The organism is Bradyrhizobium sp. CCBAU 51627, from assembly GCF_028128765.1.
Classification (GTDB): Bacteria; Pseudomonadota; Alphaproteobacteria; order Rhizobiales; family Xanthobacteraceae; genus Bradyrhizobium.
On the sequence record NZ_LBJG01000025.1, the window covers coordinates 11,954 to 31,043 of the forward strand.

Sequence of the window (19,090 nt, forward strand, 5' to 3'; positions counted from 1 at the left end):
CTCTTCGCGAGCGCTTCTAGCCAGCTGTCACTTGCAGCCCGCGTTGCACCGCCGGCCGCGCGAGGCCACGGGTAAGCCACGCCTGCACATGAAGAAAGCGGTCGAAGCCGACGAGATCGCGTGCTTCGTAGAAGCCGATCAAATTGCGCACCCAGCCGAGCAGCGAAATGTCGGCGATGCTGTAGTCGGCCCCCATCACCCAGTCCCGGTCCGCGAGCCGTTGGTCCAGGACACCGAGCAGCCGCGCTGATTCGTTCGCGTAGCGGTCGCGCGGGCGCTTGTCTTCATAGGCCTTACCGGCGAACTTGTTGAAGAACCCGACCTGGCCGAACATCGGCCCCACTCCGCCCATCTGCCACATCACCCACTGGATCGTTTCATAGCGGGTGTTTGGATCGGCCGAGATGAATTGTCCGGTCTTGTCAGCAAGGTAGAGGAGAATCGCGCCCGATTCGAACAGCGCGAGCGGTGTTCCGCTAGGCCCATCAGGGTCGTAGATTGCGGGAATCTTTCCGTTGGGGTTGAGCGCGAGAAACGCCGGGTCGTTGGTTTCGTTCGCCATGATGTCGATCCGGTGCGGCTCGTAAGGAAGGCTCGTTTCCTCAAGCATGATGCCGACTTTCACTCCGTTGGGCGTGGAAGTGGAAAAGAGTTGCAGCCGATCGGGATACTGCGCCGGCCAGCGCGCAAAAATTGGATGATCGACGGTCACTTTCTTCCTCCTAGGTAAGCGGGCCGCGCCGGGTCGGGGCAAAGGCGAATTCTCCGCCAGGATGCGAGCCGAGCTTGCCCGCTGGTGCATCCAGAAAAGCAGGCAACGATACGGCCGCGCTATGGCATGGGTATCCGGGCACGACCTTGGAAATCAGCTGAGAGACGACGGGATGGATGGGCACTGCCTGCCCCACGCACAGGCCCGCGGGGAAGGGCTGACAATCCATGGGGGAGGGGAGAACCGCTCGCCTTCGCTGCTTCCTCACGGACGAACTCGGATGATCGTTTTCCCGCTGATCCGTCGCGTCGGATTGAAAGCGGCGACAGCCTCATCAAGGGGCGCGATGTTTCCGATGTTTGTACGCAGTCGTCCGTCCCGTACCCGCTGGACGATCTCACCCAGTTGCGCGCGATCGGACACCAGAACAAAGTCGATCGCCAAGCCGTCGGCGGGCCGCGCTTCGGCCGGCCCGGCGATGGTTACCAACGTTCCTCCGGTTCGAACCAGGCCGGCGGACCGCTTACCGATCTCGCCCCCGATGACGTCGAAAACCAGATGGACACCGCCGGCGCCTTCGAGATCGTCGTTCTCGAGGTCGACGAACTCCTGCGCGCCGAAGTCGATCGCTTTCTGACGGTCGGCGGCACGTCCCGTGCCGATGACGTAGGCACCGGCCTCTCGTGCGAGCTGTGTCACCATCGAGCCGACCGCGCCGGCCGCGCCGTGCACGAGAACGCTCTGCCCCGCCTGAAGGCGACCGTGCACGAACAGTCCCTGCCAAGCAGTCAGGCCCGGCATCGCCACGGCCGCCCCCACCGAGAACTCGACGTCTCCTGGCAGCGGTGCGAGATTGCGTGCCTCCACTGCCACATACTCGGCCAGAGTGCCGCCGCGATACGAGTCCGAGAGACCGAACACCCGTTGTCCTACCGACAGTCCGGTCGTGCCATAGCCGAGAGCGGTGACAATACCTGCCAGCTCCTGGCCGGGAATCGTTGGCGACCGGTCACGGTCGAGACGATCGGTCCAGGTCGAAGGCCACGTCAGCTCGCCCGAGGTGAAACCAGACGCATGAACCTGAACGACGACGTCATTTATCGCTGCCTGCGGCTCGGGTCGCTCCACCAGCTTCATCCCCGCCGTTCCCGCAGCCTGGTCCGTCACAATGATCGCTTTCATGGGAATGATCTCCTCTGTCATTTGTCTCATTGCTGGGTATGCTGCGGCGATAATCTGCGCTTCAACCCGGATAAAGCGGCGCCCAGAATAGCGACGATTCTCATGACACTGTTCCCTGTACTGGTGAACCGCTAGCGGTCGAGCCGTCGGACGTGCTCTTCCCGGTCCTGTCGATGTGCGGATTGCGCGCACCGAGAAGGGTGAATAGGGTGGCGACGACGGCAAGTCCGCCGTATCCGAGCGTGATCTGCGGAAGCGAGAACAGACTGGAAAGTTGCCCGGAGATGAGGCTCGGGAAGGCGGCGCCGCTGTAGCAGAGAAGGTAGATCGCGCTGAAGATTGGTGCCCGTTCGGCGAGCGTGCTCCCGTGCAGCAAGCCGCGTGTGGCGGCGCTGATGGCGATGCCCTGGCCGGCACCGGCAACCATGGTCGCGGTGATGAACAACGCCAGTGCGCCGGCTAAGATTGCAGTGCTGATGCCGATCATTCCGGCCACGAAGGTGATCATACCGACGCGTTGGGCTACCGCGGATGTGAACCAGCCACCAATGGGAGCGCCGAGAACGCTGGGGGTCATATAGGCAGCGAACACTAGCCCGAGGATCAACGGGCTGCGGGTGTGGAGTTCATCTTGTACAAGCGCAGGCATGAACGCTTGGTAGAAGCCCGCGCTGGCCCAAGTGGCCAGAAACACCGCCGCCGCGACAGGGAGAAGATGCCTGACCCGTGCCGGTACGCTGACCTGGGGTAACAGCGATCGCCAAGCGCCCGGAGACGGAGTTGCTGTTTCCGGACTGATTGCGACGAGTGCAACAGACAGTAATAGGAAGCAAACGCAGACGAGATAGATGAGTTCGCGCGGCCAGGGGCCGAACTCAACAAGCGCGCCGGATGCTATGGCGCCGATAGCGACGCCGAGCATCGGTCCTTGACTAGTGACAACGGACGCCAACCATTCCGGTCTGCTGGGTGCCGCATCGACGATGTAGGAGGTCAGACTGCTGCCAGCCAACCCAGTGCCGAGGCCGACGAGGAGCCGACCGGCCAGCAGAGTGTCGATGTCGTGCACATTCAGCAACAGCAGACACCCCAGCAGGAGAAGACCGAGGCTAGTGATCGCAGTGACCCGGCGGCCCAGATGATTAGACAGCCGTCCCAGTACCAACAGTGCGGATATGGTGCCGACGGCGTACGCGACGACGGCCATCGAAATACCGGCGTTAGTGAACCCGTCTTCTGTCCGGTAGGTGTTGTAAAGGGGGATCGGAGCGGCCGCAGCGGCGAATGAGACCACCAAGGAAACTACCGCTGATAAAAATGCCAGCGGGAGCATTCCGCTCCTGTAAGACTGGCTGATCACTGGTGGCAAATTTTGCATCGAGTAGCGAATCGATCGTCTTCCAAAGAAATCGGGCGCGCAGGTCCGAGTTCTCCGGTTGGTTTGCTTCACTAGGTGGCGGTGATATTGGTGCCAAGCTGACGAGTGGCCCCATCGCTGAGAGCTGCCACATCCGTCCTTTGGATATTGTCGATCAGGTACTGCCATCGTCGATCCGCGCGGCGTACGACGCCGCTCGCTGAGCCTTCAACGTATTTGCGACTTAGACCGTTGCCATCAATTGACTGATCCAGCCCGATCAGCGCGAAATCGTCGGCAACGTACACTTGACGCGCGCTAGCCTTGAGCGGCAAACCGTACTTGAGATCGCACTCGAGTCGAGCGGCGATTTCGGTGGTAGTAGTTCGTCCGTCACTCGTAATGAAGACGGGCTTTGGGTCATACATTGGCATCATCGCGCCGACCTTCGGAGTGAAAACGCTCGAGCAGCGACGTCAGATTGTTTTCGCGTTTGGAAGCGAGCGGATTGGGTCCGGACATCAGGGGTTTCCTGCTCGTGTTGGCTAAAACGGTTGTCCTGGTCGTTATTCGACTGAGTGGCTGTCAAGGTCGCAGCGCGGCTCGAAAGTTTCCAATAGCCAGTACTTATGGTTTCCATAGCGGCGGGAATTGTGCGGCGACAGTCCTCAATCCCGTTCTTAGATCAAGGCAAGTTGCTTAGCCGCGGCTGTGTCATCTACGTTAACCGAAAGCGTTGATCTTCGGCCGGCGTGGAGCGGTGCTTCTGTGTCCTCCGTCCGATCTGCAGCTACCGGTCGCCGCCGATTGACCAAGCAGAATTTTTGCTGACCGGCTGACGCCGCGCTGCGCAATGCCAAGCAGATCTATGGGCACCCCGGTTGCACCGAATGCGGCCGCTGCGCGCACACCGTAAGGACGATTATCGACGAGGCGTACAGGGAGCGTTCACTAGCCTGTCAGACTTGCCCGCATGGTGGGACCAAGGATGAATGAGTCCAAACTCGCGTCGAAAATAGCCTAGGTTCCCTTAATTTACCGGACAGCGCCTCTCGGTTTCACGACCAGAGAATGCCTGTCTGCTTGTTCTTCGTCAGAATCGTTCTAAACTTGCGAGGGTCAAGAACGAGCCTGAAGTCTTGGAGTTCACCATGCAGGGCGACCCGAAAGTCATCGAGTATCTCAACAAGGCACTGCGTCACGAGCTCACGGCAATTAATCAGTACTGGCTGCACTACCGCTTCCTGAATAATTGGGGTCTCCTAGAGATGGCTAAGGTCTGGCGCAAGGAGTCCATCGAGGAGATGGAGCACGCTGACAAGCTCACCGACCGCATCATCTTCTTCGATGGTTTCCCAAACATGCAGGTGCTCGATCCCCTGCGTATCGGCCAGAACGTCAAGGAGATTATCGAGTGCGATCTCGCCGCGGAGATGAGCGCGCGTGCCCTATATGAGGAAGCGGCGACCTATTGCCACAGCGTAAAGGACTACGTTACGCGCGACCTCTTCGAGAAGCTGATGAGCGATGAGGAACATCACATCGACTTCCTCGAAACCCAGCTCGATCTAATCGGCCGCATCGGCCTCGAGTTCTACACCCAGAAGCATGTCGGCGGGCTCCAGACCGAAGAGCACTGAATTGTTGCGCCGTCCACGGCAATCGATCGCAGGCAACCGTGCGCTTTGCGACCACGACGTTCCAGCGCCGCGGATGCCGGTGCATGGAGGGCCGTAGTTTCGCCACTGGCAAATGACGGGTTTTCAATGATTCTGATTGCCGACCGGGTCCGTACGACGAATGGCCCGAGGTATTCTGTCCATCTTCTCGTCAGAATTGAAACCACTTCAATTTCACGGCTTCTTTTTCCCGCTCATGTCTTTGGTGATCCGCCTTGGGAGCCAGGAAGAGATCAGGAACACATACGTGGGAAATACGAGCTGACCTCCGGGCCGTAGTAATAAGAGGCGCGCTCGGCGCAATACGATATGCTGCGTGGCAATTCAGGTTCTCGAGGTTTTATGTCTGAAGTCGACTGGTTGAGTCATCTCCTGCAGATCATCACCGTGACCGGTCAACTCGAGGTCCGCTGCGCCTACGGCGCACCATGGCGTATCATCTGGCCCAAGGCGGCGGCGAACGAGATCCCCTACCATGTCATCGTCAAGGGCCGTGCCATTTTCGAGGACCCGGATTCGAAAACGGTGCAGGAGCTTGGGAGCGGGGATATCGTACTGGTGCCTCACGGTTCGTCGCACATCCTGCACGACGGCAGCGGCAAAACTCCGGTCCGCACGCATGAAAGCAGGGGCTCCGCAGGATGGATGTTGAGCGAGAACAATGGACCGGGCGAGCAACTCGATCTGCTGTGCGGACGATTTTTCGTAGTGCCACCCCATGATCGATTAGTCCGCAACTACCTGCCAGCAAATCTGGTCGTGCGGGCTGCGAAAAACCATGGAGAAGAGGACATTGCGTCGGCATCGGGTCAACTTTCCGGACTGGTCGGCCTGATGCGAATGGAGTCTGCAGGTGACAGGGCCGGAGGACGCGCGATACTCAACGCGCTGTCTTCGGTCCTGTTCACGCTCGTTCTACGCGCCGCGAGCGAATCCGGAAAATCCACCGAAGGCTTGTTGGCCCTTGCTGGTCATCCGAGATTGGCACCGGCCATTGCGGCGATGTTCGCCGATCCGGCGCGACCTTGGAAGCTTCCCGATCTCGCCGATCTATGCGGCATGTCACGCGCGACATTCATGCGCCAGTTTCAGGACAAGTTGGGCCGCTCCGCCCTCGACCTGTTGACCGATCTTCGCATGAGTATGGCCGCCAACGAGCTCAAAAAGCCAAGGATCAGCACGGAAGCGGTGGCTGAGATGGTGGGGTATCAATCGGTTTCGGCATTCCGGCGTGTCTTTGCCGAGAGGATGGGGATGACATCAGGGGAATGGCGCCGGCTGGCGCACAACGGCGATGAGTCCGGCTTGTCGTCAGAATGATCCTTTTGAGCACCAATTTGAGCTAATAGAGGCTCGAAGAGATCGCGACGAACGGTAGATTGGGCTCCGTCATCACTTGATAACGGAGCAACCCAATGAGCAACACCGCTACAGCCGCCGCCGACCCGGAAACCTCCCGCTCGCCGGCGCGGCCGCTGCCAAGTAACGCCGTGATCGAAACCATCCTGAGCCGCAGTGCCGCGAAGTACTATGACTCGACCGCCACCTTAAGCGATGAACAAATCCGCGATCTGGTGCGGATCGGGACTTCAGCGCCGACATCCTTCCATCTGCAGAACTGGCGCTTCATCGCCGTGCGCTCAAGCGAAGCGAAGGCGCGGCTGCTTCCGATCGCCTGGAAGCAGCCCGCAATCACCGAAGCAGCCGTTACCTTCATCATCATCGGCCAATTGGCTGATGCCAGCACCGTTCCTGAGCGCCTGGCCCCGGTCGTGGAAGCCGGAATCATGCCGGCACATCTGGTGCCGGAATGGGAGGGCCCCGCGCGCGGCCTGTACGACAATCATCCGCAGCGCCAGCGCGACGAGGCCGTACGCTCCGCGACCTTCGGCGCCGCAGCTATCATCTATGCGGCCCGCTCGCTCGGCCTGGGGTCGACACCGATGATCGGTTTCGACGCAGAGGCCGTGCACCGAGAGTTCAGCCTGGCCGAAGATGAAATCCCGGTCATGCTGCTGAGCGTCGGGCCGGAGCGGCCCGGCAACTGGCCGCAGAAGCCGCGCCTGCCTGTGGCCGATGTGCTGCACTTCGCCTAACCATCCCTGAAATCAATCATCCAAGGAGAAATACCATGGCCAGAGCTGCCGCTCTGAGGCCGGAACACGTGCCGGCCGATTCGAAACCGACCCTCGATATGTTCACCAAGAACATCGGGTTCACGCCAAACATGATGGCAACCTTCGCGCAAAGCCCGATCGCGTTCAACGCGTGGGCCGCTCTGCTCGGCTCCTTGAGCAAGGCGCTCGACGTCAAGACGCGCGACAGCATCGGCCTTGCCGTCTCCGAAGTGAACGGCTGCGATTACTGCCTGACGGTGCACAGCTTCACGGCGGAGCATATGGCCAAGCTGCCGGCCGAAGACATTGTTCTCGCCCGAAAAGGTCACGCCAGGGATCCAAAGCGGGATGCCGCCGTCCAGCTTGCACGCAAGATCATCGAGGCCCGTGGCCACGTCACAGACGCCGATCTGCAAGCCGTCCGCGATGCGGGCTACACGGACGCGAACATCATGGAGATCGTCGCGCTTGTGGCCATGTACTCGCTGACGAACTTCTTCAACAACGTGTTCAACCCCGACAAGGACTTCCCCGCAGTCGCACCGGCCGGCTCGATCTGAGCCTGCCAGTGGTATCAACCGCCTCCAAGGAGCTATGGAGGCGGTTGATGCAAGAGCTTCCTAGCCATTTGGATCGGTCGCATGAATATCCTCCACATTGATAGCAGTCCTCGCCCGAAATCGCATAGCCGAGAGCTTTCGGCCGCGATCGTCAAAAAGCTTCTTCAAGTTGCGCCGGATGCGAGCATCAAACGGCGTGATCTTGGAGCTGATCCTCTGCCTCACGCCACGGCGGACTACGCGGATACGCTGTCATCGCCGGCCACACTGGCGGCACCGCTGAAGGGCGCTTTGGACCTTGCCGAAACGTTCATTCGGGAAGTCGAGGCCGCCGATGTGATTGTCATTGGAACGCCAATGCACAACTTCACTATCCCTTCGGTTCTCAAAGCGTGGATCGATCAGGTCCTACGCGTCGGCCGCACGATGGAATCAACGCCTGCCGGGAAGGTGGGAATGATTCCGGATCGTCCCGTCTTTATCGGCGTCGCTTCCGGCGGCGTCTTTACCGGGCAGCGAGGAAATCAGCCTGATTTTCTCACGCCCTATCTGACGCTGGCACTGAACTCTATTGGGCTAAAGACGCTGCAATTCCTTCCGCTGCAGGCCACCGCGTTTATTGAAGAGGGCCAAGCTTCGCTAGCGAGCGAGAAGGTAATTGACGGTATCGACTTGACAGTCGTGCGAGAGCTTCGAGACGTCGCTGCTTGATCAGCCGTGCTCTCGAGCATCGCCAGACCGTATCGCAATGCTCTCCGTGCTCTGGACAAAGTCGCACCGGCGGCATTCTGAGGGCCCATGGCAAGCCTTGACAAGCGCCCGTTTAACCTCCGGCCCCCCCCGCGGGACTATCAACACGAGGTCTTCCGATGATTAGTACGCTTCCGCAAATCGGCGACAGGATCACCGACAAATCAGCATCGCCCGATGAAAGCAGCGTTCGCGACTGGATCGGAGCAGATGGCTTCCAATACTGGGCCAAGCTTCGGACCTGGATCGATGAATCCTACCCAGAAGTTTTCGCGCCGGATTGGGTCTACGGTGGAAAGAACCGCGGTTGGTCCCTGCGTTACAAGAAGTCCAAGGCGTTCTGCCACCTGGTGCCGGAATTCCGACGAGTTTCAGCTGTGGTGGTCATGGGTAGAGCAGAGCGAGAAAAGTTTGAGGAGCGGCGCTATGTTTGGCACCCGCAAATGATCAAACTCTACGATGACGCGAAAACATACATCGACGGAAAATGGCTAACGATTGCCGTCGCATCGGCAGATGATCTGCATGATGTGACGAACCTTCTGACTATGAAGCGCCCGCAAAAGTCGCGCGGTTGAAGGTCACAAGAATGCTGGTTTGCCATATCGACTATCGGTCCTAGGAGGCGTTTCCAAGCAGCCACTGACTTTTCGGCCAGGATCGCCGCAATTGCTGCGTCGATTCTTTTCGGCCGTCATTGAGACTCTGCTCGTGCAGGGCCTAGTATTCTAGTGTGGGCCCGAGGGTGTTCGCGAACCGGCCATCGGCTGCCGCTTCTTGTGATCAGGACACGTTTTAAGGTGTTTAACACGTTAAAGCGTGTTTTGTTCGAGCCGAGACAATGCATCATCCTGCTGGATGAGGCGGCGTAATCCGGCACATACCAGGCGGTTCCTTGCACGCAATCTTCGACGGCTTCGTCTGGAGCGATCGTGGTCCCAGTACGATCTCGCCGACGAGACCGGTTTGCGTCAGGGGCTGATCAGCGCTCTCGAGCTCGCGACCGCGAACCCGACGCTGGAATCGCTCGACAAGATCGCGTTCGCGCTCGGCGTGGATGTCGCCACGCTGTTCGCCGCACCACCGTCGGCGAAATCGCGCTAATGGAGTCGCTTCGGCTCTGGTTCCGACCAATCTGTTGTTGATGTGGATGCCTTCGCCTTATCCGCCATTTGTTGTCACAAGATCGTTCCTGCTGAATCCTTGATCTACTAGTCACGCGAATCTAAAGTTCGCCACATAATGTTTGCTGAGCTTGTGACAGAAGCGTTTGACGCAAGCCAAGATCTGATCTGCGGACTTGGTCGATAAGGGCTTCGGGTTTTTGTTGTGCAGGTCGATGAAGGTGCGGATGTCGGCCGCGAGCTGCCTGACGAAGGCGTGAACGCCTCGCGGCACGTTCGGGCTCTCGCGAAAAAAGCTGAAGTCGAGATGGTGCCACTCGACCTCAACGATGTAGTCGATGAGGTGAGGCACGCGCGCCGAACGCCACTAGTCGATATCGCCGCCTCCCCTTCGCCGAATGTAGCTGCAATTCGTGAGCTGCTGAACTCGCTAACGCATTGCACGGCACGCTGATCCTGCTTGCGCCGAGTCTGTGTTGCGCTGAGGCCTCGCGACGGCGAGGGCGGTCCGACGCTCTACCGAATGCTTGCGGTCGGCCACCGACCGATAACCTTAGAGGTCGCAGAGCGGGAGCTCTCGGTGTGCTGCCGAGGAGTGCGCAAGCGTGTCGGACGAGAAATTGAGTTTTCAAGCCCGGGAACCAGGTCGCTCCGAGCTTCGGGAGGACTTCGGGACACACGCGACCCTTGCGTGCCCCTGTTTTCTCTTTGTTCCCTATCTGATCGCCAAGTGTTGTCGCAACGCTGGAGGGCTAACCCATTGTTTGAAAACCCTATTCTTTAAGGTGCTCCGGCCCAGCGCATCGCAAACGAAGCCAGCCGATTTACAGCCCGTTCCTGTAAATCAGAATGCAACAAGGCGCGTCGCCGCAGGGACTTGTTGCATTCCTGGGGCGACTTCGGGGATTCTTCGGGACCCACCGTCCGCGGAGTCGGGAACGGGTTCGCTCCCGCCGCCACGGCGGTTCAACACAACCGGCGCACGCCGGACGTCGCGCCGGCCGTGGTTCATCGAGGGTCCGATCGATGGCGTGAGCTTTCGCGCCTATGTCGAGAAGGTTCTTCTGCCCACTCTTCAGCCTGGCGACATCGTCGTCTTGGATAACCTCGGCAGCCACAGGAGCAAGGCGGTACGTCAGCTCATCCGTTCGGTCGGCGCTAAACTCTTCTTCCTGCCAAAATACTCGCCCGACCTGAACCCGATCGAACAGGTCTTCGCCAAGCTCAAGCACCTGCTCCGCAAAGCTGCGGCGCGAACCGTCGACGCGGTCTGCGCCGCAATCGGCCATGCACTCGACGCCTTCACCTCCGAGGAATGCGCCAACTACCTCAAAAATTCAGGCTATCGGACCTAATGCCATCACGCTTTAGAAGCTAAACATGCTTCGTATGATCAAGGGGATGCCTCCAGCGAGCAGGCCTGAGATGAAATAGAAGGCGTAGTAGTGCCGGTGGAGTCTTTGACCGAGCGAATCCATTTCAGCTTCCAAGGCGGTTAGCGTGACCTCCAAATCGGCTATCCGGCGGGATTGTTCGTCGGTCTTGTCAGTAAGTTCGTTGAGAGCATTGTGGCCCTGGCTACTCATGCCGAGTATTCCTACGGTTCACGCAGTCGCGCGTTGCCAACGCGTGATGGTAGGGGCGACGCGCGGAGCGGGACACATCTTCGGTTGTTGAGTTTTGGTCGATACCGAGTCCGCCTCCTCAGTGTTTATCCTGAGGAGGCGCCTCGTTGATGTCAGTTGTCGCGCACGACGATGGTGTGGCTGCGGCCGGTGGCGCTGACGGAGATGCGGCTTCCAGAGCTGTTCTGGTAGATCGCTCCACGCATGCCGGTGCCCGTCATGCTGACGTCGACGTCCGAGTAGTCAGCGTTCTGGGCGACGCCGAGCTGGTGGTTACGCCCGCGGATGTCGGTTACCGCTGTCGAGCCGTAGCCGGTCTGGCCGATGACCTGGTTGTTGCGGAAGCCGCGGGAATAGAAACTCCCTTGCAGCCAGTAACCGTCCTGGTCGGCGCTGGTGTAGTTGCGATTGCCGGTGGTTGCGATCTCGAGAGCGTTGTTGGCGCCGGTCTGGTAGCCGTAGGTCGCGTTGCCGGCCAGCGCCGCGCCGCTGGCCGTCATCATGGCGAGCAGGCCGAGCGCAAATGCGGTTTTCTTCATGGTTCAGTCCTTCTGTTCAAGTTGACGCCTGGCCGTGTGCCGGGCTTGCTCCCGTACAGGGAAGGATCAGTGGGAGTTTTTCGGCGAGATCGGCATTGAGACCAAAGAACTGGCGGGATGGTGATCGAGTTGCCGGCACTGCGCCGTGTCGAGCGCGAAAGAGACGGCAGCCTGCAGCGCGCATGACGCAAGATGGGCGGCCCCGTGAGAGGCCGCCCATCATCGTCCGGATTGATGAGGCTAGTGGAAGTCGCACTCGGTCTTGCCGCCGTCCCAGCTGACCTCGAGACGACCGGCAACCGCTTCGCCCGCACCGGCCCTCATGGCAACGGTCGCCAGCGATACGGTTTCGCCGGGCCGGAGGGCGAAGTCACCGCCCTGACGGGTCCTGGCAACGTTGCGGCCGGTCTTGTTGACCTCGAGCAGGTATGAGCCGGAACGCGGCTGGCTGTCTCCGGTCGCATAGGCCACGATCCTGTGACCGTCGGCCTTCAGGGCGCAACTGACCGGAGCGGCTTTCGACTCCTGCTGGGTCTGCGGCACGGACTTGTCGATCGGAGTTTCCGCGGAGGGGACGAGGATCGTTGCCGTTCCCATCCAGAGCGAAGCAAGAAATTCGAGCATTGGGGTCTCTCCTTTGGGTTCGATGTCAGCGGCAGGCCGGGACGTACACGCCCGTCTGGCCAATGCCCTCGACGTTGATGGTCTGGGGCCGCGAGCCTGGGGGGCAGTGACCGGTGAAGACGTGGGTCTGATTGCCGCCGCCGTTGACGCTGATCCGCACACCCTGGTTGGATCCGATCTGGGTGAGGTTGGTGTCGTTGCCGGTGCCTCGCGTCCGGATCTCCGCAGTGTTGTTCTCGCGGCGCTGAACAACGCGGTTTGTGTTGCAGCCGCGGTTATCGAGGTCGACGAGGTGTCCGTCACCGCGGCTGTCAATCTCGGTGACGGAGCAGGCGTGGGCGTGGGTGGCACCGCTGCAGGAGATGGCCGCAGCCACCGCAGCAGCAAGGATGACGAGCTTCGACGTGGACATGTTGAACTCCCGTTGGGCGCAGGCCGGCCGCCGGAATGATGGCCGGGCTCGTCTCCGCTCAGGGAAGGTTCAGCGGGAGTTTTTGCCGGGACGCCCGGCAGCCGGACTGAAAAAATCTACGGGCGTGGGCTCGAGGAAAAAGAGGATCTTTTTGATCTTCCGGCGCCTTCGGACCGGGAAAACCCCGCCTGAACCTGCCCTGAGGAGGGTTAACCGCAGGCAATTCCGCCGCGGGGAGGCGGTCCGGCCGCCCGATGCAATGAAAATGACCCTGGCTATGCTGGCCCTCGCCACCTCGCTCGCGGCAGCCTCAGGCGCGGCTCAGGCCGCGAACGTCTCTGTGGAAGGGGACGGTAACGACGTCACCGTGGTCGAGAACCACTACCACATCAGCAATCAGTACAATGTCCAGAGGGACTACGACGACAGCGTCTACTATCCCCGATCCTACGGCCCCCGATATTACGGCTACTACCCCCAACCGTACGTGATGGTCCGCCCGATGCTGCCAGCGCCAATGCCGTTCTTCTTCCGCTACGGCATGCGCGGGTTCTACAGGTAGCCGCCCGCTTGCGCGGCTCCGGATCGCATGCTCCTAATAGAGAGGGAGCATGCAGGGCAGGGATCAAAGATGAGGGCGGATAGCAGCGGCAGTGCGGTCCGGCGGGCAAGCGTCATCATTCCCACGCTGGCAGCTCCCGTCCGCATCATAAGCCTCCTCGAGGAGGATGCGGGAGTCGAAGAGTCGACCGTCTGTCTGAACAAGGGGATCGACGAAGCCGTCATTGCGGCGTCCTACAACAACTTCGTCAAGCGGCCCACCGGCGTCATTCATCGCCTGTTCGGCAAGCCGCCGTTCCGGGCTTTTCGGCTCGATGTCTCCGATCGCGTCGAAGTCGGCTCGAGCTGGCAGTTGGCCGTACTGATTGCGCATGCCTTGCGCGCGGCCGAAGCGAACTCATCCGAGAGCCGGCTGGACGTAAACGACAAGGCCAGCTCGGAGTTGGTCTGGGCCACCGGCGCGATCAGCCCGATTGACTTCGCAGTCCTGCCGGTTGCGCATATTTCGGAGAAGCTGCGCGCGTCACGGTCATTGTTCGAAGATGCGATCCGCGCCGGGCGTCGCGTCCATATCTTCATCCCCCAAGGAGACGAGCTCGACGTCAATCCGGATGTCGCCAGCTGGATCGCTGCGCGAGGGCTTGAGATCAGGAAGGTCAAGTTCGCAGACGAGATCTTTGAGCTCCTGGAGTTGCCGGCGATCCCAAGGACGGCTTCCCACCCGGGCGCCAACACCTGGACCGGCAATCCGTACATCGGGGCACAGATACCCTGGCAAATTCTTGTCGCCGGGTTCAACGTTGACGTGCTGACTTATTCGCAGACAAGGCACTGGCTTGAATTCGCCGACACGATCCCTCGTTGTCGGGCTCTCGCTGCCCTGGCGCACAAATTGCGCGGCGCGGAGCAGGCTAAAGTTCTGGCGGACGTGGTTTCTGCAATCCCTGCATGTGCCGCCGTTGACCGCCACGCTATCGAAAATTGGCACGCAGCGGAGACATTCGCGGAGACGATCGCCACTGTGGTTCCGCATCTGTCAGAGCAACTTAAGGACGAAGCGCTCTCGAAGGTCAGTAAGATCGACGACAGGTATGTTCGAAGCTTGGCAACGGCTGCTCTAGTTCCGTGTTTGCCAGTAAACCAGCAGGCTCCGTTTGTGAAGGAGGTACTAGCAATAGCACGGTCTCTCGACAGATCGTTGGAGCGATCCCGGGTGGTTAGCGCCATCGCGCCACATTTGATTTCGCAGGGGCGAGAAGCCGACCTTCTGGCAGAGGTAGTCGCTGCCGCTCGATCCATCAATTCAGATTCTCATGCTGAAGTGTGTGCCGGGCTTGTTTCCTGTTGCTCCCAGAGCAGGAGAGATGAGCTCCTGTCGAGTATCTTTGCCTTTATCCGCATTTTGCCAGAAGGTCTTCTGGCATCTGCAACATTAGCGCTCACTCCGCATATGCCGAGCGAGCTTCTGCCTGAAGTTCTTTCGTTGGTTCAAGGCTTTGAAGATGAGTTCGATCGGATCCGTTGTTTGGTTGCGCTTGCAAAGTATATGTCGCAACGTGAAAGGCGCAAGGTTCTGGATGAGGCGGTAGCCACAGTCCGGCAATGGGAATACGCATATCCACGCGTGCTATGTTTAGCCAATATATCTCAGTATCTCGATGGCGATGACGGACGACAATTACTTGAGGAAGCGCGCGCTGACGTTAACACGATCAGCTGGGGTGATGATCGTGCTGATGCTTACGCTGTTCTCGCCACTCATTTTCAAGGCAAGGAACGGAGTGATCTTTTGTCTGAAGCGTTGGCGCAAGGGAGGGACACAGGTTGGGACATCCATCGGTACGAGGCGCTTGCAGCCCTTGCTCCGCACTTGGATGCGCAGCTGCTCTTACAAGCACTGTCACAGGCTTGCGCCATCGACGATGATAGCACCAGTCATCGACTATCCCACTAGTCCAACGAAGGTTGAAGTTCAGTACGTCTTCAGAAGCGTGAGCTCGCCTGCATCCGCCCGGTTCTTCCCAGTGAGCAAGATCTCCCTCATCTGCTTGATCACCGGCGGTTCAAGCGCCTCGATTTTCGCAGCGATCTGCGGATCGAGGATGCCGTTGCGGCCGTAGCGGCCGCGGACATCACTGGCGTGCCCGAGAATGCGGTCGCGCGTGCGTTGTGCGATCGCTTCATTGTCCAGCCAATCGGCCATTAGGTGCCGAGTGGAATAGAGGGTAAGGTCGGCGCGATCGAGTTTAAGCTTCGCCTTCACGTACTGCCACGCCTTGCTGAGCGGCTGCGACCAACGAATCGTGCCGTCTTTCCGGGTATAGGCGTCCCATTCGGGGAAAAGCCGCTCCTCCCGCTGGTCCATCAGGTCCTGCATCCGGTCGAGCAGTCCCAATTCGATGAGAAGGGGATGGATCGGAATGACGCGGCCGGCGGCATTGGTCTTGAGATTGCGAAGATCCTTGACCGCGACGCGCCCGTTCCGAGCATCGAACGGGCGCAAGTCGAAATAATAAAATTCACCATCCGTTCGGATGTCGGCGCATTTGAGCTGGCCGACCTCGCCAGGCCTCATGCCGGTGAGGATGCAGATCAAGAAGCCCCAGTAGATGTGTGACTGCACGAAATAGCCGCCCGGTTGCCAGACGTGCAGGCGGTTCTTGCAGCCGGTGAAGAGCGGCAGGTTCAATAGCTTCAGCAGCTCATTGTCATCGAAGGCATCGCGCGGCAGCGGCGCCAGATTTTCGGGATCGATGCATACGAACTTGGGACGCGGTCCGCGGTAGAGCTTTTCCGCGATGGCGAAGTCGACGAATTTATAAAGCCCGGCCCAATACCTGCTCTTGATGGTTGTGGTGGTCACGCGTTCGAGCTTCGACCAATGGGTCGTTTCCGCGTATTTGTAACGCTGGAACAGCGTCTCGGAGAATTTTCGCGGGATGTTGTCGCGGTTGGGAATGTCCGGCAGCGCCTCGTCGAGCAGTTTCCACTTGGCTTCGGTCAGTTCGTCCATCCGCGGGTCGCCCAGAAAATCGACCGCGAATTGGACGACCGGTGCAGCTTCTCCACGGCCCTTTGCAGTGTGCTTGCGCTTGCGGTCCAGCGGCTTGAGAAACTCTGCCAGCACGTCCGACATCCGGGAGGAATTGTTCTCGGCCCCCTCCTGGGTGGGGGCCGATACCTCGGGCTCGGCGGCGGGCGATATCGAGCCGACCTTCGGCGCCGGTAGCGACGGAAGCCTTTGGGCGACGGCGTCCTGCACGAGGCGATCGATTATCGCGATGGGATCGAACGGTTGCGCCATCGCCGGGGTGGCGGGCGCCGTCCAACCTTCCTTGACCGCCTCGGCCGCCTCGTGCCGGCCGTTTTCATAGGCGCGCCGAACGTTCAGGCGGGCGATCTCGCCTTCGGCCGCCTTGTTCTGGTTGACGAAGTCGACCCAGGTGCTCGGCATCCGCGGAAAACGCTGCTGGTAGGCATAGCCGCGCTCCTGCGCGCGGCTGAGATAGCGCCTGACCTCATGTTCGAACGCGCAGCGTTCGGCCAAGAGCCGCTCGTCCCCCGGCGCGCCGCGGTCGACATAGGCGTGCAGCCGGGCGTCGAGGATGGTCCCCAACGCCTCCAGGTCGGGAGCCGCAATCAGCTCCTGTAGCCATCCGAGATTGTCCACCAGCCGGCGCCTCGCCTCATCGAAGTTTCCGGTCCTGAGGCTGACACGGAGGAGGGGGAGCCCAAAGAGGTTTGCCGCCTGTTTCCCCAACCGAATCTGCAGGAAATAACGACCGTCGCCGCGCCGGGCGAGGTAGGAAGGACGAGCCACGAATAGCCTTTCCGGGCGCGGCTGACGTGAGACATCCGGGTGGGATGTAACACCGTCAAATCCGCTACCACGTTCCGGCCAAGCTACTGGAAAATCTTAGGATTCCGCTTCGAATTTGGACCTGGCAGCGAGTCCCTCCCCCGCTACCAAACCTGCGAAATTGTACGCCAAACATCGCTCTCTGCATTTAACCTGCAAAGACGCTTGCGCCGCTCTCTGCGCAGCTGACCCGTTCGCGGAAGAAGCCAAAAAGTTCGCGGCCGATCCCGACATGCGCCGTGGAGAGATCCGCTTGCGCACAGGCTCGCGCGGCCCACTCGTTCGGGGTGACGAGCGCCTCAAGCCGACCGGTAACAGCGTTAAGCCGAACGACGTCGCCATCGCGAAGCCGTGCAATTCCCCCGCCGTCGGCTGCTTCAGGAGTGACGTGAATGGCTGCGGGAACTTTACCCGAGGCGCCCGACAGCCGCCCATCTGTGACAAGCGCGACTTTGAGCCCGCGATCCTGAAGGACGCCAAGGAGCGGCATCAGCTTGTGCAGCTCCGGCATGCCGTTTGCCTTCGGGCCCTGGAAGCGCACCACCGCAACCATATCACCCGCGAGTTCGCCCGCGGCGAAGCTCCGTTGCAGATCCTCCTGCGAATGGAAGACGCGAGCCGGCGCTTCGATCACATGGCGCTGCGGCGCGACCGCAGACGTCTTGATAACGGCGCGCCCGAGATTGCCACTCAGAACCTGAAGACCGCCTGTTGCCTGGAACGGGTCAGCGATCCCACGAAGTACGGCAGAATCGCCGCTTGCGGCCGGTCCGTCGCGCCACGTCAGCGTGCCCTCGGCGTCGAGTAGCGGCTCCCGCAGGTACGCATCAAGTCCGTCGCCGCAAACGGTCAGGACGTCGCGGTGCAGGAGCCCGGTAGCAAGCAATTCCCGGATCAAGAAGCTCATTCCGCCGGCGGCATGAAAATGGTTCACGTCTGCGGAGCCGTTGGGATAGATCCGCGCGATCAATGGCGTTACCTGCGCGAGGTCGGCAAAATCGTCCCACGTAAGGGCGAGGCCGGCCGCAGCAGCCATGGCAACCAGATGCAGCGTCAGATTGGTCGAGCCGCCGGTGGCGTGCAGCCCCACGATGCCGTTGACGAACGCACGCTCCTCAAGCACGCGGCCAATCGGGATGTATTGATTGCCGAGCGAGGTCATGTCCAATGCGCGCTCGGTGGCTGCGCAAGTCAGAGCATCGCGCAATGGCGTGTTCGGGTTCACGAAAGATGCGCCCGGTAGCTGAAGGCCCATAATCTCCATCAGCATCTGGTTGGTATTGGCCGTCCCGTAGAATGTGCACGTCCCCGCGCCGTGGTAGGCTTGTGCTTCCGCTTCCAGCAGAGCTTCGCGACCGAGCTTTCCTTCCGCGTAGGCCTGCCGGATCTTCGCTTTTTCGTTGTTGGCCAGGCCCGAGGTCATCGGACCGGACGGAATGAAGACCGCAGGCAAATGCCCGAACGAGAGCGCGCCGATAACGAGACCCGGCACGATTTTGTCGCAGATCCCGAGAAACACCGCCGCGTCGAAGGTTTGATGCGACAGCGCGATCGCGGTGGACAAGGCGATGACCTCGCGCGAGAACAGCGAGAGCTCCATTCCCGCTTCGCCTTGCGTGATGCCGTCGCACATCGCGGGAACGCCGCCTGCGACCTGGGCGACGCCGCCGGCTGCGCGCGCGCTTTGTCGGATGAGTTCAGGGAAACGTTCGTAGGGCTGATGCGCGGAGAGCATATCGTTGTAGGCCGTGACGATTCCGAGGCTGGGAACGTGGCCATCCTGCATCAGCGTCTTGTCGCGCGTCCCGCAAGCCGCGAAGGCGTGCGCTTGGTTGGCGCATCCCAGTCGTCGCCGTACTGGCGTGCTCGCTGCGTTCGCAACGCGGTCGAGATAGCGTGCTCGGCTGTCGTGACTGCGCCGAGCGATGCGGTCCGTTACTTCGGCGACCCGCGCATTGATCCTTGCTTCGATGGTCATACAAGCCTCCT

At 60.4% G+C, this 19,090-nt stretch carries 20 protein-coding genes and 1 pseudogene; 10 read left to right on the forward strand and 11 right to left on the reverse strand.

Annotated elements, in window-relative coordinates; all coding sequences use genetic code 11:
- Positions 1-16: 16 nt before the first annotated feature.
- The 4 genes from XH88_RS22160 to XH88_RS22175 form a co-directional block, all read right to left on the reverse strand.
- Positions 17-712: a glutathione S-transferase N-terminal domain-containing protein gene (locus XH88_RS22160; protein WP_271670418.1), complete on the reverse strand. Its 696-nt coding sequence runs from the start codon at positions 710-712 to the stop codon at positions 17-19.
- A 264-nt stretch (positions 713-976) separates the two neighbouring features.
- On the reverse strand, positions 977-1,894 hold the full coding sequence (locus XH88_RS22165) for an NADP-dependent oxidoreductase (protein ID WP_271670419.1): 918 nt from the start codon (positions 1,892-1,894) through the stop codon (positions 977-979).
- 100 nt (positions 1,895-1,994) lie between these two features.
- Entirely contained in the window at positions 1,995-3,227 is a 1,233-nt protein-coding gene (locus tag XH88_RS22170) for an MFS transporter (RefSeq protein WP_271670420.1), read from the reverse strand.
- A 116-nt stretch (positions 3,228-3,343) separates the two neighbouring features.
- The gene (locus tag XH88_RS22175) at positions 3,344-3,679 is read right to left on the reverse strand and encodes a hypothetical protein (protein WP_271670421.1); all 336 of its coding nucleotides are present in this window, start codon (positions 3,677-3,679) and stop codon (positions 3,344-3,346) included.
- Between the two features lie 723 nt (positions 3,680-4,402).
- On the opposite strand from XH88_RS22175, the gene bfr reads away from it, so the two are divergent.
- The 7 genes from bfr to XH88_RS22210 all read left to right on the forward strand — a co-directional run bounded on the left by bfr (position 4,403) and on the right by XH88_RS22210 (position 9,461).
- Positions 4,403-4,891, forward strand: a complete 489-nt coding sequence (gene bfr, locus XH88_RS22180; protein ID WP_271670422.1) for a bacterioferritin — start codon at positions 4,403-4,405, stop codon at positions 4,889-4,891.
- Positions 4,892-5,272: 381 nt separating this feature from the next.
- The gene (locus XH88_RS22185) at positions 5,273-6,250 is read left to right on the forward strand and encodes an AraC family transcriptional regulator (protein ID WP_271670423.1); all 978 of its coding nucleotides are present in this window, start codon (positions 5,273-5,275) and stop codon (positions 6,248-6,250) included.
- A 95-nt stretch (positions 6,251-6,345) separates the two neighbouring features.
- Positions 6,346-7,026, forward strand: coding sequence for a nitroreductase family protein (locus XH88_RS22190; protein WP_271670424.1), 681 nt, complete (start codon positions 6,346-6,348; stop codon positions 7,024-7,026).
- Positions 7,027-7,061: 35 nt separating this feature from the next.
- A complete protein-coding gene (locus tag XH88_RS22195) occupies positions 7,062-7,607 on the forward strand; it encodes a carboxymuconolactone decarboxylase family protein (protein ID WP_260374764.1) in 546 nt (181 codons plus the stop codon).
- 81 nt (positions 7,608-7,688) lie between these two features.
- Positions 7,689-8,318, forward strand: a complete 630-nt coding sequence (locus tag XH88_RS22200; protein ID WP_271670425.1) for an FMN-dependent NADH-azoreductase — start codon at positions 7,689-7,691, stop codon at positions 8,316-8,318.
- A 158-nt stretch (positions 8,319-8,476) separates the two neighbouring features.
- A complete protein-coding gene (locus tag XH88_RS22205; RefSeq protein WP_271670426.1) occupies positions 8,477-8,935 on the forward strand; it encodes a DUF3788 domain-containing protein in 459 nt (152 codons plus the stop codon).
- A 280-nt stretch (positions 8,936-9,215) separates the two neighbouring features.
- A complete protein-coding gene (locus XH88_RS22210; RefSeq protein WP_271670427.1) occupies positions 9,216-9,461 on the forward strand; it encodes a helix-turn-helix domain-containing protein in 246 nt (81 codons plus the stop codon).
- Between the two features lie 121 nt (positions 9,462-9,582).
- Here XH88_RS22210 and XH88_RS22215 read toward each other — a convergent pair.
- Positions 9,583-9,755: pseudogene (locus XH88_RS22215) on the reverse strand (IS630 family transposase); the annotation flags it as partial.
- 511 nt (positions 9,756-10,266) lie between these two features.
- Here XH88_RS22215 and XH88_RS22220 point away from each other — a divergent pair.
- Complete coding sequence (locus tag XH88_RS22220; RefSeq protein ID WP_271670472.1) at positions 10,267-10,836, forward strand: IS630 family transposase; 570 nt, start codon at positions 10,267-10,269, stop codon at positions 10,834-10,836.
- A gap of 12 nt (positions 10,837-10,848) precedes the next feature.
- Here XH88_RS22220 and XH88_RS22225 read toward each other — a convergent pair whose 3' ends face one another.
- The 4 genes from XH88_RS22225 to XH88_RS22240 all read right to left on the reverse strand — a co-directional run bounded on the left by XH88_RS22225 (position 10,849) and on the right by XH88_RS22240 (position 12,681).
- On the reverse strand, positions 10,849-11,067 hold the full coding sequence (locus tag XH88_RS22225) for a hypothetical protein (protein ID WP_271670428.1): 219 nt from the start codon (positions 11,065-11,067) through the stop codon (positions 10,849-10,851).
- 152 nt (positions 11,068-11,219) lie between these two features.
- Entirely contained in the window at positions 11,220-11,645 is a 426-nt protein-coding gene (locus XH88_RS22230) for a hypothetical protein (protein WP_271670429.1), read from the reverse strand.
- A 240-nt stretch (positions 11,646-11,885) separates the two neighbouring features.
- Positions 11,886-12,269 carry a curli-like amyloid fiber formation chaperone CsgH gene (gene csgH / locus XH88_RS22235; protein WP_271670430.1) on the reverse strand — a complete coding sequence of 128 codons (384 nt, stop codon included), beginning with the start codon at positions 12,267-12,269 and terminating at the stop codon, positions 11,886-11,888.
- Between the two features lie 25 nt (positions 12,270-12,294).
- Positions 12,295-12,681 carry a hypothetical protein gene (locus tag XH88_RS22240; protein WP_271670431.1) on the reverse strand — a complete coding sequence of 129 codons (387 nt, stop codon included), beginning with the start codon at positions 12,679-12,681 and terminating at the stop codon, positions 12,295-12,297.
- A 265-nt stretch (positions 12,682-12,946) separates the two neighbouring features.
- Here XH88_RS22240 and XH88_RS22245 point away from each other — a divergent pair, with 265 nt between their 5' ends.
- Both XH88_RS22245 and XH88_RS22250 read left to right on the forward strand, forming a co-directional pair.
- The gene (locus tag XH88_RS22245) at positions 12,947-13,243 is read left to right on the forward strand and encodes a hypothetical protein (protein WP_271670432.1); all 297 of its coding nucleotides are present in this window, start codon (positions 12,947-12,949) and stop codon (positions 13,241-13,243) included.
- A gap of 69 nt (positions 13,244-13,312) precedes the next feature.
- Positions 13,313-15,196, forward strand: coding sequence for a hypothetical protein (locus XH88_RS22250; RefSeq protein WP_271670433.1), 1,884 nt, complete (start codon positions 13,313-13,315; stop codon positions 15,194-15,196).
- 18 nt (positions 15,197-15,214) lie between these two features.
- On the opposite strand, the gene XH88_RS22255 is transcribed toward XH88_RS22250, so the two are convergent.
- On the reverse strand, positions 15,215-16,912 hold the full coding sequence (locus XH88_RS22255; protein ID WP_271670434.1) for a site-specific integrase: 1,698 nt from the start codon (positions 16,910-16,912) through the stop codon (positions 15,215-15,217).
- 337 nt (positions 16,913-17,249) lie between these two features.
- Positions 17,250-19,079, reverse strand: a complete 1,830-nt coding sequence (gene edd, locus XH88_RS22260; protein ID WP_271670435.1) for a phosphogluconate dehydratase — start codon at positions 19,077-19,079, stop codon at positions 17,250-17,252.
- Positions 19,080-19,090 lie beyond the last annotated feature (11 nt).